Origin of the sequence: Streptomyces sp. NPDC096132 (assembly GCF_044763345.1) — a bacterium.
Classification (GTDB): Bacteria; Actinomycetota; Actinomycetes; order Streptomycetales; family Streptomycetaceae; genus Streptomyces.
In genome coordinates this window covers 153,225-176,571 of the sequence record NZ_JBIWGA010000013.1, presented here as the reverse complement: position 1 = coordinate 176,571, position 23,347 = coordinate 153,225, and the positions used below count along the sequence as shown (strand labels likewise).

The window sequence follows — 23,347 nt, the reverse complement described above, 5'->3', positions numbered from 1 at the left end:
GTCGCCACGTCAGAAGAGTGTGCCCTCTTCCGGCCCGTCCAGCTCCTTCAGCAGCTCCGGGCTGTTGTTGCGGACGTTGCTGACGGCCGTGGAGACCGGGTAGGCGCGCATCAGCCCGGCCGGCGGGGGCTCCAGCAGGGACCGCAGGTCGTCGGGGTCGGTACGGGCGGGATCCAGCCAGGCGTCCCAGCGGTCCGGGGTGAGCATCAGGGGCATCCGGGGGTGGATGTCGGTCAGCGCGTGCGGGCCGTCGGCGGGGGCCACGGCGAGGGGGGTCTTCTCGGCCTCGGTCGTGATCACCGAGCAGGTCACCCACCAGGCCCGCGGGTGGTCGTCGGGCAGGGTCCGGTCCCGCCAGAACTCGTACAGCCCGGCCATCGCGAACACCGAGCCGTCGGCCGGGAGCACGAAGTAGGGCTGCTTGCGCGGCCGCTTCTTCTTCCCCTCGACCTCCAGCTCCCGCTCCTCCTTGGCCGTGACCCACTCGTAGTAGCCGTCGGCGGGCAGGATGCAGCGGCGGGAGGTGAAGGCGCGGCGGTACGACGGCTTCTCGTGGACGGTCTCCGCCCGCGCGTTGATCATCCGGGCGCCGCCCTCGGGCGACTTGGCCCAGGACGGCACGAGCCCCCACTTCAGCGTGCGCAGCTGCCGAACCGGGCGCCGGTCGTCGGCGTCTTTCACCGGACGGTCGAGGACGGCGTAGACCTCCTTGGTCGGCGCCACGTTGAAGTCGGGGGCCAGGGCCTCCTCGGGCTCCCACTTCTCGATTTCAAAGATTCCTGCGAGATCCTCGGGCCTGCGACTCGCTGCATACCGTCCGCACATACGTGCCACACTGCCAGACTCCGTGAGACCAGAGGGAGCCACCAGACAACATGGCCAGCACCGCCGCCACCGCGCTGCCCGACCTCTGGGACCGGCTCGTCGGCACCCAGCCCGACCCCGACCTCTGGGTGGTGATCGCCACGGCGGTCGCGGCCCTCGCCGCGGTCGTCCCGCACAACCTGTGGCGGATATCGCGCAACGCCGTCACCATCGCCCACGAAGGTGGCCACGGCCTGGTCGCGCTGCTCACCGGCCGCCAGCTCACCGGGATCCGGCTGCACTCCGACACCAGCGGTCTGACGGTGAGCCGCGGCAAGCCGCACGGCCTCGGCATGATCCTCACGGCGGCCGCCGGCTACACCGCTCCCCCGCTGCTGGGCCTGGGCGGCGCCGCCCTGCTCGGCGCCGGCCGCATCACCCTGCTGCTGTGGCTGGCGACGGCCCTGCTGGTGGCGATGCTGGTGATGATCCGCAACGCGTACGGCGCGCTGACGGTGGTCGTCACCGGGGGCACGTTCCTGCTGGTGTCATGGCTGGCCGGCCCCCAGGTGCAGGCGGCGTTCGCGTACGCGGTGGTGTGGTTCCTGCTGCTGGGCGGCGTCCGGCCGGCGTTCGAGCTGCAGATGAAGCGTTCGCGGGGCGGGGCCGGAGACTCCGACGCGGACCAGCTGTCGCGCCTGACCCACGTACCGGCGGGCTTGTGGCTGTTCCTGTTCCATGTGGTGAGCCTGTGCTCGCTGATGGGTGGGGGCAGGTGGCTGTTGGAGATGTGAGCGCCCCGAAGGGGCAGCTCACCAGGGGCGCGGGGAACTGCGCGACCAGCCCCCACGCCGCCGCACCCGAACGACGGCCAAAGACTAAAGTGGCCGCATGCCCGAAAGCCCCGCACACACCGCCCTCTGGCCCGCCCCCACCGCGAGCGAGGCCGTCGACGCGACGGTCCACGTGCCGGGGTCGAAGTCGGTCACCAACCGCGCCCTCGTCCTCGCCGCCCTCGCCTCCGAGCCCGGCTGGCTGCGCCGACCCCTCCGCTCCCGCGACACGCTGCTGATGGCCGAGGCCCTGCGGGCGATGGGCATCGAGATCGAGGAAGGCGTGGGCCCCGACGGCACCGGCGAGGCCTGGCGCGTCCTCCCGGCGGGCCTGCGCGGCCCGGCCACGGTGGACGTCGGCAACGCGGGCACCGTGATGCGCTTCCTGCCGCCGGTCGCCGCCCTCGCCGACGGCCCCGTCCGCTTCGACGGCGACCCGCGTTCGTACGAGCGGCCCCTGAACGGCGTCATCGACGCGCTGCGCGTCCTCGGCGCCCGGATCGACGACGACGGCCGGGGCGCGCTGCCGCTGACCGTGCACGGCTCGGGCGCGCTGGACGGCGGCCCGGTGGAGATCGACGCCTCGTCCTCGTCCCAGTTCGTGTCGGCGCTGCTGCTGTCCGGCCCCCGCTTCAACCAGGGCGTGGAGGTCCGTCACATCGGCTCCACGCTCCCCTCCCTCCCCCACATCCGGATGACGGTGGACATGCTGCGCGCGGTCGGCGCCCAGGTGGACACCCCGGAGTCGGGCGGCGAGCCGAACGTCTGGCGGGTCACGCCGGGCGCCCTGCTGGGCCGGGACCTGACGATCGAGCCGGACCTGTCGAACGCCCAGCCGTTCCTGGCGGCGGCGTTGGTGACGGGCGGGCGGGTGCTGATCCCGGACTGGCCGGCCCGTACCACCCAGCCGGGTGACCGGCTGCGGGAGATCTTCACCGAGATGGGCGGCTCCTGCGAGCTGACCGACTACGGCCTGGTCCTCACCGGCTCGGGCTCGATCCACGGCATCGACGTCGACCTGAGCGACGTCGGCGAGCTGACGCCGGGCATCGCGGCGGTCGCCGCCCTCGCGGACTCCCCGTCCACCCTGCGGGGCGTGGCGCATCTGCGGCTGCACGAGACGGACCGGCTGGCCGCGCTCACCAAGGAGATCAACGAGCTCGGCGGTGACGTGACCGAGTCGGCCGACGGCCTGCACATCCGCCCGCGCCCGCTGCACGACGGGGTCTTCCACACCTACGACGACCACCGCATGGCGACGGCCGGTGCGATCATCGGCCTGGCCGTGGAGGGCGTGCGGATCGAGAACGTGGCGACGACGGCGAAGACCCTGCCGGACTTCCCCGAGCTGTGGACCGGGATGCTCGGGATCTAGGGACGTTCGCCATGCGCCGCTACGGCAAGCACACCGACGAGGACGACATCCGCTCCCGCCCCAACCGCAAGGGCAATCGTCCCCGTACGCACATCAGGCCCAAGCACGAGGACGCCGCCGAGGGCATGGTCCTCACCGTCGACCGGGGCCGGCTGACCTGTCTGGTCGAGGACCGGGTCGTCGTCGCGATGAAGGCCCGCGAACTGGGCCGCAAGGCGGCGGTCGTGGGTGACCGGGTCGCCCTGGTCGGCGATCTGTCCGGCAAGAAGGACACGCTCGCCCGGATCGTCCGCATCGCGGAGCGCACCTCGGTGCTGCGCCGCACCGCGGACGACGACGACCCGTTCGAGCGGGTGGTGGTCGCCAACGCCGACCAGCTCGCCGTCGTCACCGCCCTCGCCGACCCCGAGCCCCGCCCCCGGCTGATCGACCGCTGTCTGGTCGCGGCCTACGACGGCGGCCTGACGCCCCTGCTGGTCATGACCAAGTCGGACCTGGCCCCGCCGGACAAACTCCTCGAGCTGTACGGCGACCTGGACATCCCGTACGTCGTCACCAGCCGCGAGGAGCTGGAGAACGGCGGTGCGGCGGACCGGGTGCGCGAGCTGCTGGCCGGGCGGATCACCGCGTTCGTCGGGCACTCGGGCGTCGGCAAGACGACTCTGGTCAACGCGCTGGTCCCGGAGGAGCGGCGGCGGGTGACCGGCCATGTCAACGCCGTGACCGGCCGTGGCCGACACACCACGACCTCGGCGCTCGCCCTGCCGCTGGAGGGCACCGAGGACTGGGTGATCGACACTCCGGGCGTACGGTCCTTCGGCCTGCACCACGTCGATCCGTCCCGGGTGATCCACGCCTTCCCCGACCTGGAGCCGGGCACCGAGGGCTGCCCGCGGGCGTGCAGTCACGACGAGCCGGACTGCGCGCTGGACGAGTGGGTCGCCGAGGGGCACGCGGACCCGGCCCGGCTGTACTCGCTGCGTCGGCTGCTGGCGACGCGGGAGCGCAAGGAGGGGGACTGACCTCCGCGTTGTTTGTGGGGCCGTGAGTCCGGTAAGTGCATAATCGCACCGAGCCGGACCGCGCGGGTGACGGGCGGACAAACGGGAGGACGGCACATGGCGTGGCTGCTGGTCATCGTCGCGGGACTGCTCGAGACCGGTTTCGCCGTCTGCCTCAAGCTGTCCCACGGCTTCACCAGGCTCTGGCCCACCATCGCCTTCTGCGCCTTCGCCCTCGGCAGTTTCGGTCTGCTGACCCTCTCCCTGAAGAAACTCGACGTCGGTCCGGCGTACGCGGTGTGGACAGGCATCGGCGCGGCGGGCACCGCGATCTACGGCATGGTCTTCCTCGGCGACCTGGTGTCCACACTGAAGCTCGTCTCGATCAGCCTGGTGATCATCGGCGTGATCGGCCTGCAGCTGTCGGGGTCGGCGCACTAGTGCCTGTCCGGCGGATCAAGTCGCAGGAAAGTGACGGCACCTAATCGGCGCAGGTGGGCGTGCCACACCCCGCGTCTGCGGCATGATCCGCCGGACAGGCCCTAGCCGACCCGGCTCGTGTCACTGGGCCGTGTTCTCCGCCCGCTGGGCGCTGTTCTGCCGCTGCAGTGCGACCCGTACCAGGTCCGCCACGCCGTCCTCCCCGGTCGGCGGGGCCGCCACGCAGGACAGGGCGAGCCGGATGGCGAGTTCGCAGGCGCGGGACAGATCGGCGGAGTCCGCGCGGGCGGCGCCGGGGCCGCCGAGCACGGCGACGGCCCGGTCCCGGACGGCCGTCACGAGGTCGCCGGGCGAGGGCAGCGGGCCGTCCGCCCGCCGCTGCGCCGGCACGGCGGACGAGGACGGCACCGCCGAGAGCGTCGGCGAAGGCAGGCGCTCGCTCCAGCAGCCGGTGAGCAGGGCCCGTACGAGTGCGTTGTCCCGGGCGGCGGAGGCGGTCCACTCAGCGGTGGCGGTGAGCCGCTCACGGATGTCGCCGTGCACGGCCAGCGACCGCTCGACCCCGGCGAGGTAGGTGTCGGCCTCCCGCCGCACCAGCGCTCTGGCCAGCCCTTCCTTGCTGCCGAACTCGTTGTACAGCGTCTGCCGGGACACCCCGGCGGTCGCCGCGACGTCCACCATCCGCACCGCGGACCACGGCCGCAGGGCGAGCGCCGCGAAGGCGGCGTCCAGTAGGGATTCCCGCGCTGCAGGCATCATCGCCTCCCGGGGGCGAGCGGATGGTGCCCAGATTTGACGCGCCCGGGGGCACTGTCAAGGGTCCGTGTGGGCCGCATGAGGGGTCTGTCCGGACTCCGGCCTGATGTAGCCCCGTCCTGCCTCGACGGATACGGTTCGTCCCATGCCGGACTACCTCGACGACCTCCGTCTCGCGCACGTCCTCGCGGACGCCGCCGACGCCGCGACCATGGACCGTTTCAAGGCCCTCGACCTCAAGGTCGAGACCAAACCGGACATGACCCCGGTCAGCGAGGCCGACAAGGCCGCCGAGGAACTCATCCGCGGCCAGCTCCAGCGCGCCCGTCCCCGGGACGCGATCCTCGGCGAGGAGTACGGCCTCGAGGGCACGGGCCCGCGCCGCTGGGTGATCGACCCGATCGACGGCACCAAGAACTACGTGCGCGGCGTGCCCGTGTGGGCGACGCTCATCTCGCTGATGGAGGCGGGCGAGGGCGGCTACCATCCGGTGGTGGGGGTCGTCTCCGCTCCGGCCCTGGGCCGTCGCTGGTGGGCCGCGAAGGGCCACGGCGCCTACACCGGCCGCTCTCTCTCCTCGGCCAGCCGGCTGCACGTCTCCCGAGTCTCGACGCTGTCCGACGCCTCGTTCGCGTACTCCTCGCTCTCCGGCTGGGAGGAGCGCGGCAATCTGAACGGTTTCCTGGACCTGACCCGCGAGGTGTGGCGCACGCGCGCGTACGGCGACTTCTGGCCGTACATGATGGTCGCCGAGGGTTCGGTGGACCTGTGCGCCGAACCGGAGCTGTCGCTCTGGGACATGGCGGCCAACGCGATCGTGGTGACGGAGGCCGGCGGCACCTTCACGGGCCTCGACGGCCGCCCCGGCCCGCACAGCGGCAACGGCGCGGCCTCCAACGGGCTCCTGCACGACGAGCTGCTGGGGTATCTCAACCGGCGCTACTGAGAGATACAGATGAGCGCGTGCGCCCTCAATTGACGGCGCGCGCCCTCTTGTTGACTCCCGCTTTACCTGCCACGCTGACAGCACCCTCACTTGTGAACTTGTGAATCCCTGAACTAACAGGGATCGTAGGAGGTGCTCCAGCCCATGCTCGTCCGCGACGCCATGAGCACGGTGGTCCTCACCATCGGCCCCGCCCACACCCTCCGCCAAGCCGCCGCCCTGATGTCCGCCCGCCGCGTCGGCGCGGCGCTCGTCCTCGACCCGGACGCTGGCGGCATGGGCATACTCACCGAACGGGACATCCTCAACTCCGTGGGCCTGGGCCAGGACCCGGACACGGAACGCACCCACGCCCACACCACCAACAACGTGGTCTTCGCCGCCCCCACCTGGACCCTGGAGGAGGCGGCCGATGCCATGGCCCACGGCGGCTTCCGCCACCTGGTCGTCCTCGACGACGGCGAACCGGCCGGGATCGTCTCGGTCCGCGACATCATCCGCTGCTGGGCACCGGCCCGGCAGCACGTCCCCGCCTGAACCCACCGCACCTCGGCCTTGGCCGGCATGGACAGCCCCGATCCGGTAATGGACAATGTCTAAGTCAGGGATTGCTCCAAAGTCACACCCGTTCGGGAACTGTTCCCCCCTGCTGTTAGGCTGGTGCGCATGAGTGACCTTCTGGAACGGCTGCGCGGACGCGGATGGCGGATGACCGCGCAGCGACGCGTCGTGGCCGAGGTCCTCGACGGCGAACACGTCCACCTGACGGCCGACGAGGTGCACGCCAGGGCTGTCGCCAAGCTGCCCGAGATCTCCCGGGCGACCGTCTACAACACGCTCGGTGAGCTGGTCTCGCTCGGCGAGGTGCTCGAGGTCGCCACCGACCGGCGCGCCAAGCGGTACGACCCCAACGCGCACCGCCCGCACCAGCACCTGGTCTGCGCCCGGTGCGGCGCGATCCGTGACGTCCATCCGACCGGCAACCCGCTGGCCGACCTCCCCGACTCGGAGCGCTTCGGCTTCGCGGTCTCGGACGTCGAGGTGACGTACCGCGGCGTCTGTCCCAACTGCGCGGCGGCGTAGACCAGCGTTCCACCCGAGCCCCGGCAGCCTCTCGGTCGCCGGGGCTTCGCGCTGCGCGCGCGGGGTTCGCGCCGTACCTGAGGGGTTCGCTTCGTTCGCGACCTTCCCGAATCTGACGGCCCGTCATATCTTCGTCTCGTGGGAGAGCCGTATCCGAAACTCAGCGCACGCGATCTGACCCGAACCTTCGGCCGCGGCCCGGGCGCGGTCGACGCCCTCGGTCCGCTCGGCCTGACCCTCGCCCCCGGCGAGTTCGTCTGCGTGGTCGGCCCCTCCGGCTGCGGCAAGTCCACGCTGCTGCGGATCGCCGCCGGCCTGCTGCGCCCGAGCACGGGCACCCTGGAGATCCGCACGCGCAGCCCGCGCCCGGCGGCCATGATCTTCCAGGACTACGGCATCTACGACTGGAAGACCGTCCGCGCGAACGTCCGCTTCGGCCTCGACGTCCAGCGCGTCCCGCGCCGCGAGGGGAACGCCCGCGCCGACGACTGGCTGGCCCGCATGGGCCTCGCCGACTTCGCCGACGCCTACCCGGCGGCGCTGTCGGGCGGCATGCGCCAGAGGGTGGCCATCGCCCGGGCCCTGGCCGTGGAGCCGGAGATCCTGCTCATGGACGAGCCCTTCGCCGCCCTGGACGCCCAGCTCCGCACGATCCTCCAGGACGAACTCCTCGACCTCACCCAGGCCACCCGCACGACCACCCTCTTCATCACCCACAGCCTGGAGGAGGCGATCGTCCTCGGCGACCGCGTGCTGGTGATGTCCGCGCGCCCCGGCCGGATCATCGCCGAGCACCGCCCGCCGTTCCCGCGCCCGCGCACCGGAGACATCCGTACGACACCGAAGTTCACGGCTCTGAGGAGCGAGCTGTGGGACCTGCTGAGGAAGGAGGCTGCGCCGGCATGACAACGACCGTCCCCGGCAAGGACAGGGACGCGGTCCTGATCCGCCGCCCGGGACCCGAGGAACTGCACCCCGTAAGCACCCACCGTCGCCGCAGGGCCCTGGAAGTGACCCTGGCCGTCGCCGTCCCCGTCCTCCTGGTGCTGCTGTGGCAGCTGGCCGCGACACAGGCCTGGATCGACGACCGCGTCTACCCCGCCCCTTCCACCATCCTCGCCGACGGCTGGGACCGGGCCGCGGCCGGCGAGCTGTGGCCGGACGTGTGGGCCACCCTGAAACGCGTCCTGGCGGGCTACGGGATCGGCACGGCCGCGGGCTATGCGCTGGGCCTGCTGATGGGGTCGCTGGCGCTCGTCCGGGCCGCCCTGGAACCCCTCCTGGACGCCCTGTACGTGGTTCCCAAGCTGGCCCTGCTCCCGATCTTCCTGAACATGTTCGGCCTGGGCGAGGGCCCGCAGGTGGCCCTGGTGGCGGCCACCGTCTTCTTCTTCGTGTGGATCTCGACCATGGCGGCGGTGATGGCCGTCCCGGCCGGTCACCGCGACGCGGGCCGCGTCTTCGGCGCCTCCCCCTGGCAGATGTTCCGCCACGTCCTGCTGCCGGCCTCGCTCCCGTCGGTCCTGGTGGGCGCGCGGATCGCGGCGGGTGTGGCGGTCCTGGTGATCGTCGCCTCGGAGCAGATCGCCGCGACGGACGGCCTGGGGCACCTGATCTTCGACTCGCGCGCGCTGTTCCAGAACGACGTGATGTTCGTCGGCATCGTCTGCGTGGCCGTCCTGGGCGTGATCTTCTCCGAGGTCGTACGGCTCCTGGGCCGCGTGCTCACCCCGTGGGCGCCGAGGGACCGGGGACGGGGGCAGTCATGAGGAAGCCCTTCTACGGTGTCGCGGTCGTCGTCGGCGCCCTGCTGGCTTCGGCGGGGTGCTCGTCAACGGACGCGGGTGACGCGGCGCCCGAGACGGCGGCTCCGCGCACGCGCACGATCCGCCCGGTGGCGGGCTGCGGCGACACCTCCTGGACGGACCCGTCGGACCTCTCCCCCACCCGCGCCCCGGCCCGCTGCCGTACCGGCGCCCCCGCACCCGTCCCCCTGCCGGAACGGCGGAAGCTGACGATCGCGACGGGCACGCTGAGCGCGGAGTACGTGGCGCCGCTGGAGGTCGCCCTGGACAAGGGCGAGTTCGCGCGGGAGGGCCTGGACGTCGAGCTCAAGGTGCTTCCCACTCCCGAGGCCCTGCCCCTGCTCGCCAAGGGCGAGATCGACGCCCTGTGGGCGGCCCCGGAGGCGGCCGTGATGAACGGCGTCAGGGGCGGCTTCGACATCCGCTGGGTCGCGGGGAACTTCTCCCCCGACCCGGCCTCGAAGAGCGGCCTCTGGGTGAAGCTGAAGAACGGCGAGACGGTGACGGACGTCTCCATGTCCGGGCGGCGGCTCGGCACGATGATCGGCAAGGGCTCGGTGATCGCGTACCCGATGGAGAAGGCGCTGAAGAGCCACGACGGCGACCTGTCCCGCATCCAGTACCAGCAACTGGGCTCCGCCGACGTCCTCACCGCCCTCCAGAACGGCGGCGTCGACTCGGCCTGGCTGCTCGACCCGGTCTGGCGCACGGTGGACGGCGACGCCTCCTACGCCTTCCTCGGCGGCCAGCCGCAGGGCGAGCCCCTGGGCGGCTTCCTGTACGGGCCGAGCCTGCTGACCGAGGACACGGACGCGGGGGTGGCGCTACTGAGGGCCTACATCCGCACGGTGAACACGTACTTCGCGGCGGACTACAAGAAGGACGCGGACTTCGTCGCCCACCTCGCGAAGCTCCTGAAGATCGACCGGCAGATCCTGGAGTCCACGCCCTCCCTCCGCATGGACTGGGAGGTCCGCGGAGGTACCACGGACCGGCTGCAGGCGGCGTACGAGGCACAGGGAGTGACGGAGGGGGATCCGCTGCCGGAGGCGCGGACGGTGGACCGGAGCCTGTACGCGGAGGCGGTGGGCCACCACCCCTGACACGCACCGAGGGCCGGAACCCTTTCGGATTCCGGCCCTCGGCCTTCAGTAGCGGGGACAGGATTTGAACCTGCGACCTCTGGGTTATGAGCCCAGCGAGCTACCGAGCTGCTCCACCCCGCGTCGGTGAATGCAACGTTACGTGAAGGGTGAGGACAGAAGCAAATCAGTTACCGCCTGCCCGCATAGCTGGGGGCAGTCGTGCCTCCCCCAGTGCCTTAAGGGCCTGGGGGGACCCCCAGGCGGCACGGGTGGGCGATGGGGGTCCCCCCGCTCGAGCGAAGCCGAGAGCGGGGGAGGCACCCCGCCAGCGCCGGGGAGCGCCCCGACCCCCGCCCGGCACCAGCTAACGGCACCGTCAAGCCGACAGCTCCTCCCGCAGCGCGTCCCGCAACCGCGCCGCCCGCTCGGCAACCTCCCCCGGCCCGAGCGACACCGCCCGATCCGCCCACCGCTGCCCCTCCACCAGCTCCCCCCGACGCGCGTAGACCAGGGCGAGCCGCAACGCCGCCCGCCCATGCCCGTCCTCAGCGGCCCGCGTCCACCACACCACCGCCTCCGGCTCACTCCCCTCCCGCGCCAACAGCAGCCCCAGATTGAAGGCACCATTGCGCGACCCGGCCTCGGCCGCCTCCCGGTACCACCGAGCCGCCTCGCACACGTCCCCCCGCGCCGCCGCCAGCATCCCGACCCGCACCTGCGCCCGCCGATGCCCCTGCTGGGCCGCCCGCTCGTACCACTCCTCGCACTCGGTCTTCTCGTGCACGATCTCCCCGAGCTCGTGCGCGGGCTGCGGCGGCCGCCGCGCGTCCAGCACGGCCGCCAGCCGGTACGCCGCCTCCGCGCTGCCCCCACCCGCGGCGCACCGCAGATGCCGCTCGGCCTCCTGCTCGTCCCCCTCGCGCAGCCGGGCGATCCCGACCTGCAGCGCCGCCTCGGTGTGCCCGGCGGAAGCGGCCCGCTCGTACCAGCGCAGCGCCACGACGTCCTCGCCGCGCCCCGCGAACAGGATCCCCAGGTTGAACGCGGCGTCGACGCTGCCCGCCTCCGCCGCCTTGGAGAACCAGGGCTCCGCCCCGGCCGTGTCGCCGACCTGGAGCAGCAGGATGGCCAGCGCGTTGGCGGCCTCCCGGTGCCCGGCGTAGGCCGCGCGCCGGTACCACTGCTCGGCCTGCGGGGTCCGGCCCTGCTCGGCGCAGAGCAGCCCGAGGTTGTAGGCGCCGTTGTCGTCGCCCGCGTCCATCGCGGCCCGGTACCACCGCTCGGCGGTCTGGGTCTGGCCGCGCTCGGCGTGCAGCGCGCCCAGCGCGTTGGCCGCGTTGCCATCGCCGTCCTGGGCGGCCCGCAGCCACCAGATCGCCGCGTTCTCGGTGTCGCCGGCGTCACGCAGCAGAAACCCGAGCGCGCAGGCGGCCCGTGCCTCGCCGTCCTTGGCGGAGGTCAGGTACCAGCGCCCGGCCTCCTTGAGCTCGCCCCGCCGCTCCAGGATCGCCCCCAGGTGCAGCGCGGCCCTGCGGTGGCCGCGCGCGGCGGCCTGCCGGTACCACTGCTCGGCCTCCGCCGGGGCGGAGACACCGTTGTCGCCGTCGGAGTCCTGTGATTCCCTCCGGTCCAGCCCCCGCGCCAGCCGGTACGCCGCCTCCCGGTGCCCCCGCTCGGCCGCGGCCCGCATCCACCGCTCGGCGCCGGTGTCCCCGCGGTGCTCCAGCAGGTCGGCGAGGGCGTACGCGCCGAGGGCGTGGCCCTGTTCGGCGGACTGGCGCAGCCAGTACTCGGCGGCGGGCTCGTCCCCGCACTCACGGCAGTGCCGCCCCAGCGCGTGCGCGGCCGCGGCCGAGCCGGCGACGGCGGCGACCCGCCACCACCCAGCGGCCTCGTCGGCGTAGCCGCGCTGATGGAGCAGGACGCCCAAGTTGTTGGCCGCGGCCCGGTCACCGGCCGCGGTGGCGGCCCGCAGATGGGGCTCGGCACCGTCGAGGTCGCCGCGGCGCAGCAGCATGGCGCCGAGGACACTCGTGGCCTCGGCGTCGCCGGCCTCGGCGGCCAGTCGCAGGCGCATCTCCTCGACGGCCTCGCCCGTCTCCCCCGTCTCGGCCGTCTCTACTGTCTCTGTCTCTTCCGTCTCAACCGTCTCGACGGCTTCCGCCGTCTGGTCCCGGCCCTGGTCCGGGGTCGCTTCCTCACCGGAAGGCTGCACAAACCGCCCTGTCTCGAACAGAGTTGCCTTGTCCCCCATAACGTCCATCGTCGCACCACCTGCAACCCGGGTACACCTGTGTATACCGCAGCCCGTGAGGTCACTTCAGCGTTTTGTCGACATGCCCACAGAGAGACAAGTCAAACACAGTTCGCCCAACTCCCCACAGCGGCGCGGCGACGCCTCTCACCGGCACATGCGTTCGCACACGACGAAGGCCCGGATCCGTGTACCGGATCCGGGCCTTCGTCTTCAGTAGCGGGGACAGGATTTGAACCTGCGACCTCTGGGTTATGAGCCCAGCGAGCTACCGAGCTGCTCCACCCCGCGTCGTGTTCCACAACCGTATCACGACGCGGGGCGTGCTTGATCAGCCGCTGGGGCTGCTGCTCGGACTGGGACTGCCGCCGGCACCGCTGCCAGTGGTCGGCGAGGCGGTCGGACTCGGGCTGCTGCTCGCCTTGTTGCCGCTCTTGTCCGCCTCGTCCTGCGCCTCCTCGGCCCGCTTCAGCGCGGCCTCGAGGTCCTTCTGCGCCTTGCCGTACGCCTCCCAGTCGCCCTTCTTCAGGGCTTCCTGGCCGGCGGTGAACGCCTTCTGCGCGTCGTCCAGCGCTTCCTGGACCGTCGGGTTGGTGGACGTCGGCGGGGTGGTGGTGCCGCCGCCCTCGTCCTCCGGCGGAGTCGTGCTCGTCGCGCCGAAGACCTTGTTGAGGGCCTCGTCGAGGGTGTCCTCGAAGGCGGTGTTGCCGCCGTAGGTCACCAACACCTTCTTCAGCAGCGGGTACTTGAGCCCGCCACCGCGCACATAGACCGGCTCCACGTAGAGCAGTCCTCCGTCGAGCGGCACCGTCAGCAGGTTGCCGTACTCGATGTCGGAGTCACCGCCCTTGAGGAGTCTGATCGACTCGGCGATGTCCTGTTCGGAGTTGAACTGGCTCTGGACCTGTTTCGGTCCGTCGACCGTCGTGCTCGTCGGCAGTTTCAGGATTCTGATCTTGCCGTAACCAGGTGTCCCCGCCTCGGAGTCCACCGCCATGAACGCGCTCAGGTTGTCCCGCCCGTTGGGCGTGAACGTCGTCGTCAGCGAGAACGACTGCGCGGTCTGGTCCGGCATCTTCATGCTCAGGTAGTACGGCGGCACCGCGTCGCCCGACTTGTTGGACGGGTCGTCGGGCACCTGCCACACCTCGCTGCCGCTGAGGAACGTGGTGGCGTCCTTCACGTGGTAGCGGGTGAGCAGCTCGCGCTGGACCTTGAACAGGTCCTGCGGGTACCGCAGATGCGCCATCAGCGCGTCGGAGATGGCGGTCTTGGGCTCCACCGTGCCGGGGAAGGCCTTCATCCAGGTCTTCAGGACCGGGTCCTCGGTGTCCCACTGGTAGAGCTTCACGTCGCCGGTGTACGCGTCGACGGTCGCCTTCACCGAGTTGCGGATGTAGTTGACCTGGTTCTGCTGGGCCACCACTGCGCGGTTGTCGTTGGTCGCGGTCAGCGAGTCGGCCGTGGTGTCACCGAGGGTCGTACGGGAGGCGTACGGGTAGCCGTTCGTCGTCGTGTACGCGTCGACGATCCACTGGATCTTGCCGTCGACCACGGCCGGATAGGCGTCGCCGTCGATGGTCAGCCACGGGGCGACCGCCTCGACCCGCTCCTTGGGCGTGCGGTTGTACAGGATCCGCGAGCCCTCGCCGATCGCGCCGGAGTACAGGATCTGCGGCTCACCGAACGCCACCGCGTACGCGGCCCGGTTGACCGGGTTGGAGAGGTTGACCCCGCTCTTGCCGGTGTAGCTGGTGGTCTTCTCACCGGAGTCGTCGGAGTAGTCGATCTCCTTCTGGGGACCGCCGACGATGGAGTACGTGCTCGTCTTCTCGCCGTAGTAGATCCGCTGCTGGTACGTGCCGAGGTCGCCCTCGGACGGCAGGTTGGACTCGGTGAAGACCGGCCGGCCCTCGGCGTCGGCGGTGGTGCCCTTGGCGGCGACCACGCCGTAGCCGTGGGTGTAGCGGAAGTGGTTGTTGATCCAGTTCTGCTTGTCGACGCCCGCGAGGTTCAGCTCGCGCAGACCGATGACCGTGTCCTGGTCCGTGCCGCTCACGTTGTAGCGGTCCACGTCCAGGTTGGTCGGGAAGGCGTAGTACTTCCGCATCTGCTGGAGCTGCTGGTACGTCGGCGAGACGATGTTCGGGTCCAGGACGCGGATGCTCGCCGTGGCGTCGACGTCGTCGCGCAGCTGCGTCTTGTCCTTGGTGGTGCTGGTCCCCGAGTACTCGGTGACCTGCGTGCCGTCGATGCCGTACGCCTCACGCGTCGCCTTGAGGTTCTTCGCGACGTACGGGGCTTCCTTGGCCTGCTCGTTCGGCTGGACCTGGAACTTCTGGACGATCGCCGGGTACAGCCCGCCGATGAGGATCGCCGAGAGCACCATCAGACCGAAGCCGATCACGGGCAGCTGCCAGGTGCGCCGCCACAGGGTGGCGAAGAACAGCAGGGCGCAGATGACGGCGATGCAGAACAGGATCGTCTTGGCCGGCAGGTAGGCGTTGGCGTCGACGTACCTCAGGCCCGTCCAGTTGTCCGTCGCCTTGAAGTCGCTGGACTTCACGGCGAGGCCGTACCGGTCGAGCCAGTAGGCGACCGCCTTCAGCGCGACGAAGACGCCCAGCAGCACCGACAGATGACCGGTGGCCGCGGCCGTGGCGCGCGCTCCGGGGCTGGTGACGCGCAGCCCGCCGTACAGGTAGTGGGTGAGCGCGGCGGCGATCAGGGAGAGGATCGTGGCGGCGAAGCCGAAGCCGAGCAGGAACCGGTACCAGGGCAGGTCGAAGGCGAAGAAGGACACGTCGAGGTGGAACTGCGGGTCCTTCTGTCCGAAGGACACGCCGTTGACCCACATCAGCCAGGTCCGCCACTGACCGGCCGCGGAGGCTCCGGCGATGAGCCCCACCAGGGAGGTGATGCCGAGCAGCAGCCACCGCTTGTAGGGGGCGATGCCCATGCGGTAGCGGTCGAGGCTCTGCTGCTCCACGGACATCGCGCTCAGCGGCGGCCGCAGCCGGTGGGCCAGCCAGATGTTGAAACCGACCGCGAGTGCCATCAGCAGGCCGAAGACGAAGAACAGCCCGATCTTGGTCCAGAGTGTGGTGGTGAACACGGACGAGTAGTTCACCGACCGGTACCAGAGCCAGTCCGTCCAGAACCCCGCGAACATGGTGAACGCCATGCCGAGGACGGCAAGGACGCCCAGCGTCATGAGCAGGGTCCGGACACGCCGGGACGGGCGGCCCACTCTCATCCGCGGCCCTGTCGGGCCTCCGCCGCGGTCCGGCATCTGGAAAGCCAAGGTGCGCACCTCGAAGTTCGCTGTTGATCCCTCAGCCCAGCGTGTTCGCAGGGCCCCCAGTGGCCCCCCGTGATCGTGGGCCCACACCTATGCAACTTACTCACCGTTTACTCGGTTCCCGATTCCGCCCGAGAACGAGAGAGGATTGTGACCATGTCCAACACTCCCATGGCAGCGAACCCGCTCACCCGGGCCGTACTCGAGATCGACGAGTACGCCTCCGGCCTCGGCTGGGACCAGCCCGCCCGCCTCTTCGCCCTCGTAGACACCGCACGGCTGCGGGCTCAGGAACCCTCGCTCGCCGCCCAGCTCGGCCTGGAGGACGAGCCCGAGACCACCGGTCTCACCCCGATCGAGCAGGACGAAGTGCCAACGGACAAGCCGCTCGACGAGTTCCTGGCCACGATCGCCTGGCCCGACGCGGTGACCGGCTGCGCGCTCACCGTGGAGCGGCTGATGCTGCCCCCGTCCGCCGAGGCCCAGGTCCCGCAGGGCCTGAGCGGGGCGAAGCTGACGAAGTGGGTCGCCGAGCACCCGGACCGCCAGGAGGTCCGTATGACGGTCGCGGTCCTGCGCGACGGCACCCGCGAGTCGGCCCTGCGGCTGCGCGAGAAGGACGCCCCGACGGAGGTCCTCACCGGCGCCGCGCTGGTCCCGGGCCTGGCCGAGGCGCTGTCGGCGACCTTCGAGGAGTAGCCACTGGCATCACTTGGTGGTGCACTTCGGCAGGTCGGCGGTGTCGCCGCTGCGGATGTCCTGGAGAGCGGTGAGGGCGTCGTCGATGGTGTCGACCTTGACGAGCCTGAGCCCCGAGGGGGTGTCCTTGGCGGCGGCCGCGCAGTTGTCCTCCGGCGTGAGGAAGTACTGCGCCCCCTGGCTGCGCGCGCCGACGGTCTTCATCTCGATGCCGCCGATCGGCCCGACCTTGCCCTCGTCGTCGATGGTCCCGGTACCGGCGACGAACTTGCCGCCGGTGAGGCTGCCGGGCGTCAGCTTGTCGTAGATCCCGAGCGCGAACATCAGTCCGGCACTGGGTCCGCCCACGTCGGCGAGCTTGATGTCGATGCTGAACGGGAAGGTGTGGTCGGTCCCCGCGGAGATCCCCACGATCGCCCGCCGCTTTCCGGTGTCGTCGGAGGTGGCGGTCGTGATGGTCACGTCCTGGGTCTTGGTCGCCGTCTTGTTCTCCTTCTCGGCGGCGGCCTGTTCCTTGGCCGGGACGATCGTGAAGACGACGTCCTGCCCGGGTGTGTGCTCGGTGACGAGCTCGGCCACGTCACCGGGCTCCTTGACCGTGGTCCCGTCCACGGCCTTGATCACGTCCCCGGCGTGCAGCTTGCCCTCGGCCGGGGAGTCCTTGACCACCGTCGAGACGATCACCCAGGACTTCACCGGGATGTCCAGCTCCTTCAGGGCCGCGACCTTGGCGCTCTCCTGGGACTGGCTGAACTCCTCGGCGTTCTCCTGAGTGGACTCCTCCTCGGTCTTGCCGTCCGGGTAAAGCGTGTCGTGCGGCACGACCTTGTTGTCATGCGCCAGCCATCCGTAGACCGCCTCGACAAGATTCATCCGGTAGTCGGCGCTGGTGACCCGCACGGTGGTCATGTTCAGATGACCGCTGGTCGCGTACGTCTTCCGCCCGGTGATCTGCAGCACCGGCTCGCCGTCGTGCTCGCCGAGCGTGTTCACCGTCGGCCCCGGGGACATCTCCGAGTACGGCACGGGGATGAGCACTCCCGCGCACAGGAGCGCGATCAGCATCAGGGTGGAGGCGAGCATCGTCGCGGTGCGGCGTGGCATGCCTCGACAGTACGGGACGCTTCTGTCAGCGCACCGTCAGGGCCACCACCCGGGTCAGCTGCCGGAGTGGGACCCCGCGGACTTCTCCATGGCGGCCCGAAAACGGGCGTACCCGTCCAGCTCGGGCCCGTCGCCGCGCGCCTTGCGGGTGCGGTTGGCCCAGCTCCCCCACAGTCCGGCACCGATAGCAGCCACAAGCGGAATCAGCAACCAGGCGAGCGCCGCCATGCCGACCTCCCAACCCCATACCGCAACTGACTGATCAGCAGATTAACCATCCGCACTGACAACGCTCACGGCAGGGGTGCGGTTACGCAACCGGAGGCCGGGCCGGCCTTGCGGTGGGGCCTCAGCAGGCCCCCACCCACTCCTCGGTCCCGTCGGAGAACCTCTGGTGCTTCCAGATCGGCACCTCGTGCTTGAGGTCGTCGATCAGCTTCCGGCAGGCCTCGAAGGCCTCCCCGCGATGCGGGCACGAGACGGCGACGACCACGGCGAGGTCCCCCACGGTCAGCTCCCCGACCCGGTGCACGGCCGCGAGCGCCCGCACCGGGAACTCCGCCACGACCTTCTCCGCGACCCGCCGCATCTCCGCCTCGGCACTGGGATGACAGGAGTACCCGAGCGCGTCCACATCGGCACCCCCGTCGTGATTCCGCACCGTCCCCACGAACAACGCCGTCCCCCCGGCCGCGTCGTCCCCGACCGCCCGGAAAACCTCGTCCAAGGAGAGCGCGGTGTCCCTGATGCCGATCAGCTTGATGGGCTCCTGAGCCGCCTGCTCACCGGGATGATCTTTGGTGGATGCCATACCCCCATCGTGCCCCACCCCCGGACCTCTCAGCGCCGGCCTCTGGATTCGAGCACCGGCCGGTGCATTCCAGCCCGTCCGGCGTTTGAGGACGAGGCCCGTCCAGGGCCGAAGCGGGGGTCTGGGGGCGCAGCCCCCAGGGGGTGCAGGGGCGAAGCCCCGCCGGGGTCCAGGGGGCGCAGCCCCCGGCAGGGGCGAAGGGGCGGAGCCCCTGGGGACGGGAACGGGTAAGGGCGGCGGGGGCGAGAAACACCCGGCGCCCACCCCACCCCTCAGACCCTCCGCCGAGCCTTCCGAGCCCTCCGCACCACAGCCGCCGCCCCCAGCAGAGCAACCGTCGCCCCCGCGGCCCCCGCCGCAGTCGCGTCCTTCCGCCCCAACCGCCGCCCGGCCACCGTGTGCCGCCCGGCCACCTCCTCCAGCAGCTCCGCGAGCACCTCCTCATTGGTCCACTGCGCCCGCCACCCCGCGTCATGCAGCCGCGACCCACTCACCACCCACGGGTACATCGTGTAGGCCAGGTCTCCCGCGGGAGACGGCGTCAGCCCGATCCGGTGCAGCCGCGCCGCCGCCCCCAGCGCCACCGCCGAGGGCAACTCCATCCGCCGGATCCCGCTGAGCTCCTCCACCTCCTCCTGCTCCAGCCACCCGTCGCACCCGACGGCCAGCTCCCCGTCGACCTTCTCGAGTACGGCGTACTCCAGGGCGCTGCACAGATCCTCGACATGGCAGAACTGCCAGGCCGGCCGCGACCCGGCCACGACGAGCAGCCGGGGCGACTCGAAGTACCGGGTCAGCGCCGTGTCCGTACCCCCCACCAGCACCGCCGGCCGCACCACGGTGACGTTCAGCCCCGGATGCGCCCGGGGCGCCCGCCGGGCCAGCCGCTCGATCTCCAGCAGGTCCCCGACGCCCGTCGCCTCCGCCGTCGCCCGCAGCTCCGCGTCCTCCGAGAGCGGCAGCTCGTTGTCCTCCAGCGCCCCGTAGACCATCGAGGAGGTGCACAGCACGACGCGGCGCACCCCGGCTGCCGCGGAAGCGGTCAGCACGGTCTGCGTCCCGCGCACGTTGTAGGCCGTCCGGGCGGCGGCGTCACTCCCCAGGTCGAGATCGAGCGCGAGGTGGACCACGACGTCCGCCCCGCGCAGCTTGTCGGCGATCGCCGGATCACGGACGTCGAGGATGTGCCACTGCGCCGCGTCGCACTCGCCCCGCCGCTCGTCGATGGCGAGGACCTGCTTGACCTCGTCCGACGCGGCGAGCCGCTCCGTGAGCAGCGCGCCGACCCCGGTGGCGGCGCCGGTCACGGCGACGACGGGCCCGCGCGAACCGCCCGGGGTTGAGTGGTTTCGCGCTGCGCGAACCTGCGGATCTGGGGAACTCACCAGGTGTCTCCAGCGGTTGTCTTGGCATACGGGCGCGAGTGACGCGTACGTACCAGGTGGCATCCATCCTGCCGCAGGCCAAGAGTCGGCGAAGCACCGAGGCCCGATCGAGCCCCGGGGTGTCTACGCTGGGTGGTGTTGCAGGGCAGCCGCGCCGCCGGACGAGAACCGGTGGCCTTACCAGCCGAGGAACCCCGTGAGTGACACCCCATTCGGATTCGGCCTTCCGCCGGAGGAGCCGGAAGACGGCGACGAGGGCAAGCAGAAGGACCAGCAGAGCGGTGGTGGTCAGGGACCGGCCAACCCGTTCGGTTTCGGCATTCCCGGAGTCGGTGGCTTCGGCGGCCCGGGCGGTCCTGGTGCCGACAATCCGCTCGCAGCCATGTTCGGTTCGCTGAACCCCACCGATCTGGGCGCCGCGTTCCAGCAGCTGGGCCAGATGCTCTCGTACGAGGGCGGCCCGGTGAACTGGGACATGGCCAAGCAGATCGCCCGCCAGACGGTCTCCCAGGGCACGTCGGACGGCGTGAAGGACGCGAGCGTCGGCCAGGCCGAGCGCACCGCGGTCCAGGAGGCCGTCCGCCTGGCCGACCTGTGGCTGGACGACGTGACGTCCCTGCCGTCCGGCGCCGGCTCGGCCGTGGCGTGGTCGCGCGCGGAGTGGGTCGAGGCGACCCTGCCCGCGTGGAAGGAACTCGTCGACCCGGTCGCCGAGCGCGTCGGCGCGGCCATGGGTGACGTCCTGCCGGAGGAGATGCAGGCCATGGCCGGCCCGCTGATCGGCATGATGCGTTCGATGGGCGGCGCGATGTTCGGCTCGCAGATCGGGCAGGCCGTCGGCGTGCTGGCGGGCGAGGTGGTCGGTTCGACCGACATCGGTCTGCCGCTCGGCCCGGCGGGCAGGGCCGCGCTGCTGCCGCTGAACATCGAGTCGTTCGGCAAGGACCTGGGCATCCCGCAGGAGGAGGTGCGGCTCTACCTCGCCCTGCGCGAAGCCGCCCACCAGCGCCTGTTCGCCCATGTGCCGTGGCTGCGCTCGCACCTGTTCGGCGCGGTCGACGGCTACGCGCGCGGGATCAAGGTCGACACGGCCAAGCTGGAGGACGTGGTCGGCCAGTTCGACCCGCAGAACCCGGAGCAGCTGCAGGACGCCCTCCAGCAGGGCATGTTCCAGCCGGAGGACACCCCGGAGCAGAAGGCCGCCCTGGCCCGTCTGGAGACGGCTCTGGCGCTCGTCGAGGGCTGGGTGGACGCGGTGGTGCACGCGGCCGCGAAGCCGCGCCTGTCGTCCGCGGACGCGCTGCGCGAGACACTGCGCCGCCGTCGTGCCACGGGCGGACCGGCGGAGCAGACGTTCGCCACGCTGATCGGCCTGGAGCTGCGCCCGCGCCGTCTGCGGGACGCCTCCCGCCTGTGGGCCTCGCTGACGGACGCGCGCGGTGTCGACGGCCGTGACGCCCTCTGGGCGCACCCGGACATGCTGCCGACCGCCTCCGACCTGGACGACCCGGACGGCTTCGTGCACCGCGAGCAGCTGGACTTCTCCGAGCTGGAGAAGATGCTCGGCGAGGCGGGGAGCGGCGGCCCGGCCGAGAAGCCGAACCTGACGAAGGACGACGACAAGGGCGACGACACCGAGTGACCCTCCACGACGACGCGGTCCTCGTGCTCAAGGGCTACGAGGACCAGGCGGACCTGCGCCAGGTCTATCTGGACCATCTGGCGGCTCACCCGGACGGCATGTGGAAGGCCTGCGGGGACGGGCACATCACGGCGAGCGCTCTGGTGATCGACCCCTCCCGCGGGCGGGTGCTGCTCACACTGCACAGGAAGCTGCGGATGTGGCTGCAGATGGGCGGTCATTGCGAGCCGGCCGACGAGACGCTGGCGGCGGCCGCGCTGCGCGAGGGTACCGAGGAGTCCGGTATCCCGGGGCTGAGCCTGCTGCCCGGCGGCCCCGTGCGCCTGGACCGGCATCACACGCCGTGCGCCTGGCATCTCGACGTCCAGTACGCGGCGCTCGCCCCGGCCGGGTCCGTGGAGGCGATCAGCGACGAGTCCCTCGACCTGCGGTGGTTCGCCTACGACGAGGTCGCGGGGGTGGCGGACGACTCCGTCGTACGACTGCTGGAAGCGACCCGCAGCAGGCTCTGACGGGGTAAGGGGTGACCGTCCTGGTGGTCACCCCTTACCTACGCCTCAGCTCCAGACGTTGCCCTGGTTCTGCCCCCGGGCCCCTTGCTGGCCCATGCCGTACTGCGCGGCGAGGCCCGACCCGATCTGGGCGTTCTGCGGCGGCAGCAGCTCGCTCGGCTGCACCAGGGCGAAACCGGAGCCCATGAAGCTGAGCTCCCAGCCCTCGCCGGTGTTGCCGCGCCGGCGCCACACCCCGGAGGAATGCGTCTGCGCCTGCATCTGCACGCGCAGCCCGGTCGACCAGGCGACGATGGCGTCGGCGTCGCAGTTGACGTACTTGTCCGGCGTGACCTGCATCATCAGCGGCGCGCCCGAGGTCATCAGGGCGACCCGGCCGCGCCCGGTGATGTTGAGCTGGTACTTCCCGGAGCCGGAGATGCCGTAGAGGCTGTCGACGGCGATGACCTCGTGGTGCAGCGAGGAGTCCATGGCGAGGACATAGCTGCTGTCGACGGTCAGCCCGTCCTGCTCCACCTCGACGAGGTGGATGTACTGCTTGAGGTTGGCCAGGTAGACCGTGCCCTGCCCGTGGCAGCGCATGAGGTCGAGACCCTCGCCCGTACGCGCACGCGCGCGTCCCTGCTGGTTGCTCTGGTACTCGGCGTCGAACTCGACCAGGCCCTGGTAGGCGACCATCGTGCCCTTGCGGGCCAGGATGTCGTCGTGGCCCTCCAGGACGACGCGGAGCATCTGCTTGTTCTGCAGGCTCCAGCGTTCCTGGGCCTGCGAGTCGTTGTGCGCGAAAAGTGAGCTCTGCATGGCGTTCTGGCTCCCCCTCAGCCCCGGATCCGGAGGCGGTCGGTGCTGTCCTCGCTGGGCTGGACCACGACGATGCCCTGGCCCGAGAAGGCCATCTGGTAGGCCTCGCCACTGCCCCGGCCGATGAGCGACTGCGCCTTGAAGCTGCGCTTGCCCTTCACCTTGAGGTTCGGGGACCAGGCGACGAGCGCGTCCGGGTCGACGTACGTCTCGTCCTCGCCGCCACCGCAGTCGACGACGATCGGCTTGCCGCGGGAGGTGAGCGCGACCCAGCCCTGTCCGGAGATCTTGGTGTTCCACAGGCCCTGTCCGGCGAACTTCGCCAGGCCCTTCACCCGCTCGACCCCCCACGTCAGGTGCGCGTCGAAGGCGAGCAGGTTGGTGGCGTTGACGGAGATGCCGTCGCCGTTGAGGTTGATCACGACGACGTTGGCGCCGTAGTCGGCGAGGTAGAGCAGTCCGTCGCCGGTGCACTTCATCAGGGGAGCGCCCTCGCCGGTCATCCAGTCACGGGCGATCTGGCGCACGGCCGGCGGGTTGGGCTCGTACTGGACGAAGCCCTCGTAGGCGACCATCGAGCCCACGCGCGCGAAGAGGTCGTTCCCGGTCTGCATGGCGACCTTCAGCATGTGGTTGCCGTGGTTCTCCATGCGGGCGGTGACGGGTGCGGGGGCGTAGCCCGCGAGCGGCTGGTTCATGACGGGCTCCC

Annotated in this window: 23 protein-coding genes and 2 tRNA genes; 13 read left to right on the top strand and 12 right to left on the bottom strand. The window is 71.1% G+C overall.

The features are described from left to right. Positions 1-9: 9 nt before the first annotated feature. Positions 10-825 (bottom strand): SOS response-associated peptidase, encoded by an 816-nt coding sequence (locus tag ACIRF9_RS29175; protein ID WP_403828044.1) that lies wholly within the window; start codon positions 823-825, stop codon positions 10-12. Between the two features lie 50 nt (positions 826-875). Here ACIRF9_RS29175 and ACIRF9_RS29170 point away from each other — a divergent pair, with 50 nt between their 5' ends. From ACIRF9_RS29170 to ACIRF9_RS29155, 4 genes are all read left to right on the top strand, one after another. After that, entirely contained in the window at positions 876-1,598 is a 723-nt protein-coding gene (locus ACIRF9_RS29170) for a M50 family metallopeptidase (protein ID WP_403828042.1), read from the top strand. Between the two features lie 97 nt (positions 1,599-1,695). Then, the gene (gene aroA / locus ACIRF9_RS29165) at positions 1,696-3,012 is read left to right on the top strand and encodes a 3-phosphoshikimate 1-carboxyvinyltransferase (RefSeq protein WP_403828041.1); all 1,317 of its coding nucleotides are present in this window, start codon (positions 1,696-1,698) and stop codon (positions 3,010-3,012) included. 11 nt (positions 3,013-3,023) lie between these two features. Further along, entirely contained in the window at positions 3,024-4,034 is a 1,011-nt protein-coding gene (gene rsgA / locus ACIRF9_RS29160) for a ribosome small subunit-dependent GTPase A (RefSeq protein ID WP_403828039.1), read from the top strand. 96 nt (positions 4,035-4,130) lie between these two features. Beyond that, positions 4,131-4,454 carry a DMT family transporter gene (locus tag ACIRF9_RS29155; RefSeq protein ID WP_403828037.1) on the top strand — a complete coding sequence of 108 codons (324 nt, stop codon included), beginning with the start codon at positions 4,131-4,133 and terminating at the stop codon, positions 4,452-4,454. A 120-nt stretch (positions 4,455-4,574) separates the two neighbouring features. Here ACIRF9_RS29155 and ACIRF9_RS29150 read toward each other — a convergent pair whose 3' ends face one another. Then, positions 4,575-5,213, bottom strand: coding sequence for a TetR/AcrR family transcriptional regulator (locus ACIRF9_RS29150; protein WP_403828035.1), 639 nt, complete (start codon positions 5,211-5,213; stop codon positions 4,575-4,577). Between the two features lie 142 nt (positions 5,214-5,355). Between ACIRF9_RS29150 and hisN the strand changes: the two genes are divergently transcribed. From hisN to ACIRF9_RS29120, 6 genes are all read left to right on the top strand, one after another. After that, positions 5,356-6,156: a histidinol-phosphatase gene (gene hisN / locus ACIRF9_RS29145; RefSeq protein WP_403828033.1), complete on the top strand. Its 801-nt coding sequence runs from the start codon at positions 5,356-5,358 to the stop codon at positions 6,154-6,156. 144 nt (positions 6,157-6,300) lie between these two features. After that, entirely contained in the window at positions 6,301-6,693 is a 393-nt protein-coding gene (locus tag ACIRF9_RS29140) for a cyclic nucleotide-binding/CBS domain-containing protein (RefSeq protein WP_403828255.1), read from the top strand. A 129-nt stretch (positions 6,694-6,822) separates the two neighbouring features. Next, the gene (locus tag ACIRF9_RS29135) at positions 6,823-7,239 is read left to right on the top strand and encodes a Fur family transcriptional regulator (RefSeq protein ID WP_403828031.1); all 417 of its coding nucleotides are present in this window, start codon (positions 6,823-6,825) and stop codon (positions 7,237-7,239) included. A gap of 138 nt (positions 7,240-7,377) precedes the next feature. Then, a complete protein-coding gene (locus tag ACIRF9_RS29130) occupies positions 7,378-8,145 on the top strand; it encodes an ABC transporter ATP-binding protein (RefSeq protein WP_403828029.1) in 768 nt (255 codons plus the stop codon). Next, positions 8,142-9,008, top strand: a complete 867-nt coding sequence (locus tag ACIRF9_RS29125; protein ID WP_403828027.1) for an ABC transporter permease — start codon at positions 8,142-8,144, stop codon at positions 9,006-9,008. Before ACIRF9_RS29130 ends, ACIRF9_RS29125 begins: the two co-directional genes overlap by 4 nt. Next, positions 9,005-10,147 (top strand): ABC transporter substrate-binding protein, encoded by a 1,143-nt coding sequence (locus tag ACIRF9_RS29120; RefSeq protein ID WP_403828025.1) that lies wholly within the window; start codon positions 9,005-9,007, stop codon positions 10,145-10,147. Before ACIRF9_RS29125 ends, ACIRF9_RS29120 begins: the two co-directional genes overlap by 4 nt. Before the next feature lie 49 nt (positions 10,148-10,196). Here the strand turns inward: ACIRF9_RS29120 and ACIRF9_RS29115 are convergent. From ACIRF9_RS29115 to ACIRF9_RS29100, 4 genes are all read right to left on the bottom strand, one after another. Then, positions 10,197-10,270 (bottom strand) — tRNA-Met (locus ACIRF9_RS29115). Positions 10,271-10,505: 235 nt separating this feature from the next. Continuing rightward, positions 10,506-12,392 carry a tetratricopeptide repeat protein gene (locus ACIRF9_RS29110; RefSeq protein ID WP_403828023.1) on the bottom strand — a complete coding sequence of 629 codons (1,887 nt, stop codon included), beginning with the start codon at positions 12,390-12,392 and terminating at the stop codon, positions 10,506-10,508. Between the two features lie 208 nt (positions 12,393-12,600). After that, positions 12,601-12,674, bottom strand: a tRNA-Met gene (locus ACIRF9_RS29105). A gap of 40 nt (positions 12,675-12,714) precedes the next feature. Further along, complete coding sequence (locus ACIRF9_RS29100) at positions 12,715-15,675, bottom strand: UPF0182 family protein (protein WP_403828253.1); 2,961 nt, start codon at positions 15,673-15,675, stop codon at positions 12,715-12,717. A gap of 165 nt (positions 15,676-15,840) precedes the next feature. On the opposite strand from ACIRF9_RS29100, the gene ACIRF9_RS29095 reads away from it, so the two are divergent. Continuing rightward, positions 15,841-16,383 (top strand): PPA1309 family protein, encoded by a 543-nt coding sequence (locus ACIRF9_RS29095; protein WP_403828021.1) that lies wholly within the window; start codon positions 15,841-15,843, stop codon positions 16,381-16,383. Positions 16,384-16,392: 9 nt separating this feature from the next. On the opposite strand, the gene ACIRF9_RS29090 is transcribed toward ACIRF9_RS29095, so the two are convergent. The 4 genes from ACIRF9_RS29090 to ACIRF9_RS29075 form a co-directional block, all read right to left on the bottom strand. Then, complete coding sequence (locus tag ACIRF9_RS29090; protein ID WP_403828019.1) at positions 16,393-17,487, bottom strand: PDZ domain-containing protein; 1,095 nt, start codon at positions 17,485-17,487, stop codon at positions 16,393-16,395. A gap of 54 nt (positions 17,488-17,541) precedes the next feature. After that, positions 17,542-17,682 carry a hypothetical protein gene (locus ACIRF9_RS29085; RefSeq protein WP_403828262.1) on the bottom strand — a complete coding sequence of 47 codons (141 nt, stop codon included), beginning with the start codon at positions 17,680-17,682 and terminating at the stop codon, positions 17,542-17,544. 154 nt (positions 17,683-17,836) lie between these two features. Then, entirely contained in the window at positions 17,837-18,298 is a 462-nt protein-coding gene (locus tag ACIRF9_RS29080; RefSeq protein ID WP_403828018.1) for a molybdenum cofactor biosynthesis protein MoaE, read from the bottom strand. A 272-nt stretch (positions 18,299-18,570) separates the two neighbouring features. After that, on the bottom strand, positions 18,571-19,683 hold the full coding sequence (locus tag ACIRF9_RS29075) for an SDR family oxidoreductase (protein ID WP_403828016.1): 1,113 nt from the start codon (positions 19,681-19,683) through the stop codon (positions 18,571-18,573). A gap of 196 nt (positions 19,684-19,879) precedes the next feature. On the opposite strand from ACIRF9_RS29075, the gene ACIRF9_RS29070 reads away from it, so the two are divergent. Beyond that, positions 19,880-21,325 carry a zinc-dependent metalloprotease gene (locus ACIRF9_RS29070; RefSeq protein WP_403828014.1) on the top strand — a complete coding sequence of 482 codons (1,446 nt, stop codon included), beginning with the start codon at positions 19,880-19,882 and terminating at the stop codon, positions 21,323-21,325. Continuing rightward, positions 21,322-21,837: an NUDIX hydrolase gene (locus tag ACIRF9_RS29065; protein WP_403828012.1), complete on the top strand. Its 516-nt coding sequence runs from the start codon at positions 21,322-21,324 to the stop codon at positions 21,835-21,837. Before ACIRF9_RS29070 ends, ACIRF9_RS29065 begins: the two co-directional genes overlap by 4 nt. Before the next feature lie 45 nt (positions 21,838-21,882). Here ACIRF9_RS29065 and ACIRF9_RS29060 read toward each other — a convergent pair whose 3' ends face one another. Both ACIRF9_RS29060 and ACIRF9_RS29055 read right to left on the bottom strand, forming a co-directional pair. Next, positions 21,883-22,638, bottom strand: a complete 756-nt coding sequence (locus ACIRF9_RS29060; RefSeq protein ID WP_403828010.1) for an AIM24 family protein — start codon at positions 22,636-22,638, stop codon at positions 21,883-21,885. A 17-nt stretch (positions 22,639-22,655) separates the two neighbouring features. Next, a complete protein-coding gene (locus ACIRF9_RS29055) occupies positions 22,656-23,336 on the bottom strand; it encodes an AIM24 family protein (protein ID WP_403828008.1) in 681 nt (226 codons plus the stop codon). Positions 23,337-23,347 lie beyond the last annotated feature (11 nt).

Excerpts from the sequence above, each read along its gene's own strand:
- ACIRF9_RS29175 (WP_403828044.1), bottom strand. The coding sequence starts at position 825 with ATGTGCGGACGGTATGCAGCGAGTCGCAGGCCCGAGGATCTCGCAGGA.
- ACIRF9_RS29170 (WP_403828042.1), top strand. The coding sequence starts at position 876 with ATGGCCAGCACCGCCGCCACCGCGCTGCCCGACCTCTGGGACCGGCTC.
- aroA (WP_403828041.1), top strand. The coding sequence starts at position 1,696 with ATGCCCGAAAGCCCCGCACACACCGCCCTCTGGCCCGCCCCCACCGCG.
- rsgA (WP_403828039.1), top strand. The coding sequence starts at position 3,024 with ATGCGCCGCTACGGCAAGCACACCGACGAGGACGACATCCGCTCCCGC.
- ACIRF9_RS29155 (WP_403828037.1), top strand. The coding sequence starts at position 4,131 with ATGGCGTGGCTGCTGGTCATCGTCGCGGGACTGCTCGAGACCGGTTTC.
- ACIRF9_RS29150 (WP_403828035.1), bottom strand. The coding sequence starts at position 5,213 with ATGATGCCTGCAGCGCGGGAATCCCTACTGGACGCCGCCTTCGCGGCG.
- hisN (WP_403828033.1), top strand. The coding sequence starts at position 5,356 with ATGCCGGACTACCTCGACGACCTCCGTCTCGCGCACGTCCTCGCGGAC.
- ACIRF9_RS29140 (WP_403828255.1), top strand. The coding sequence starts at position 6,301 with ATGCTCGTCCGCGACGCCATGAGCACGGTGGTCCTCACCATCGGCCCC.
- ACIRF9_RS29135 (WP_403828031.1), top strand. The coding sequence starts at position 6,823 with ATGAGTGACCTTCTGGAACGGCTGCGCGGACGCGGATGGCGGATGACC.
- ACIRF9_RS29125 (WP_403828027.1), top strand. The coding sequence starts at position 8,142 with ATGACAACGACCGTCCCCGGCAAGGACAGGGACGCGGTCCTGATCCGC.
- ACIRF9_RS29120 (WP_403828025.1), top strand. The coding sequence starts at position 9,005 with ATGAGGAAGCCCTTCTACGGTGTCGCGGTCGTCGTCGGCGCCCTGCTG.
- ACIRF9_RS29110 (WP_403828023.1), bottom strand. The coding sequence starts at position 12,392 with ATGGACGTTATGGGGGACAAGGCAACTCTGTTCGAGACAGGGCGGTTT.
- ACIRF9_RS29100 (WP_403828253.1), bottom strand. The coding sequence starts at position 15,675 with ATGCCGGACCGCGGCGGAGGCCCGACAGGGCCGCGGATGAGAGTGGGC.
- ACIRF9_RS29095 (WP_403828021.1), top strand. The coding sequence starts at position 15,841 with ATGTCCAACACTCCCATGGCAGCGAACCCGCTCACCCGGGCCGTACTC.
- ACIRF9_RS29090 (WP_403828019.1), bottom strand. The coding sequence starts at position 17,487 with ATGCCACGCCGCACCGCGACGATGCTCGCCTCCACCCTGATGCTGATC.
- ACIRF9_RS29080 (WP_403828018.1), bottom strand. The coding sequence starts at position 18,298 with ATGGCATCCACCAAAGATCATCCCGGTGAGCAGGCGGCTCAGGAGCCC.
- ACIRF9_RS29060 (WP_403828010.1), bottom strand. The coding sequence starts at position 22,638 with ATGCAGAGCTCACTTTTCGCGCACAACGACTCGCAGGCCCAGGAACGC.
- ACIRF9_RS29055 (WP_403828008.1), bottom strand. The coding sequence starts at position 23,336 with ATGAACCAGCCGCTCGCGGGCTACGCCCCCGCACCCGTCACCGCCCGC.